Annotated in this window: 1 protein-coding gene and 1 pseudogene; both read right to left on the minus strand. The window is 67.2% G+C overall.

The window, feature by feature from the left end; genetic code table 11:
- Positions 1-626, minus strand: a pseudogene (locus tag ACIQGQ_RS37200) (protein phosphatase); the annotation flags it as partial.
- The gene (locus ACIQGQ_RS37205; protein ID WP_402405128.1) at positions 623-1,036 is read right to left on the minus strand and encodes a DUF6507 family protein; all 414 of its coding nucleotides are present in this window, start codon (positions 1,034-1,036) and stop codon (positions 623-625) included. The pseudogene ACIQGQ_RS37200 and the gene ACIQGQ_RS37205, both read right to left, overlap by 4 nt.
- Between the last annotated feature and the right edge of the window lie 179 nt (positions 1,037-1,215).

Consider the following 1,215-nt stretch of genomic DNA (forward strand, 5'->3'; position numbering starts at 1 on the left):
TCCCACACGAACGACTTGACCCAGTGCCCCACCTCGTACCAGTGGTGCTTCTCCTCGACCGGATCACCCCACGGCAGCTTCGCGTTCTTCAGGTCCTCCGCGTTGAACCCGTACTGGTCCTTGCGCTCCGATCCGTCCCCCGCGACCATCTGCGTCCCGCCCCACAACGCGGTGATCTTGTTGTGGCACGTCCGCTCCGCCGCCCAGAACGCCGCAACCGTGGCGGTGATGTCGTCGCGGAGCTTGTTGTGCTCCTCGACCTTGTCCCCGTCGTACTCCCAGTCGTCGTCGTCCTTGTTCGCGTTCACGAACCGCGTCGCGTCCGACTTCAACCGCTCCAGCTTCGACACCAGCGGCTGGATCTCCGTCGCGTACTCCGACAACGACGTGGCGACCTTCTCCAGATCGTCCGCGAACCCGTCCGCCCGCTCCTGCACCGGCTTCGTCGACGCGAACAACTGCTCCGCCTCCGGAGCCTTGTAATACGCCGACAACGCCTGGAACTGGGTATGCACGGAAGAACCCGTGTCCCGGATATGCCCCGCGTCCTTCGTCAGCAGCGCGTGGTCCTTCTCCAGCTGACCCAGATCACCGGTGTACTGCGGAATCGCCTCGGGCTTGATCACCGGTCCTGCACCCCCGGCTTCTTCGGGTCCATGTCCACCGCGGCGACGGCCTTGCGCTGCGCCTCGGCGGCCATGTCGAGGTCACCGTCCAGGTACGCGGTCGTCGCGTCGACCGCACCGGTCAGCGACTTCCCCGCCCGCGCCGCGATGTACTTCAGGTCCGGCGTCGTCCGCTCGGCGAACTGCGACAGCGCCAGCGCGACCAGACCACCGACCGCACCCTCACCGTCCTTACCGCCACCGCCCTTGGAGCCGCTGTCGCCCTCCGCGGTGATCGTCCCCGCACTCGACGCCGCCGACGACAGATGCTCCCCGTACGACGTCGCGTACGTCTGGATCTTCGCCGCCACCTCACCCGTCGACTTCAGCACACCCTGAATGCCCTGAGGCCTCAGATCCCACCCGGTCACCCGAAACTCCCCCGTCCCTCACAACAAGAACAAGCACAGCGGGTGCACGGGCCGGCCGGAACATGTGCCCCGGCCGGCCCGCACCCCGCGGTCAGCCGATGTTGTCGACAGCCGCCTTCGCCCGCGTCAGCGTCTGCTGCGCGGTCCCGTCGTTCTGCTCCAGCGTCGTCTTCAGCAAC

Origin of the sequence: Streptomyces sp. NPDC092952, from assembly GCF_044754785.1 — a bacterium.
In the GTDB taxonomy this organism is placed as follows: domain Bacteria; phylum Actinomycetota; class Actinomycetes; order Streptomycetales; family Streptomycetaceae; genus Streptomyces.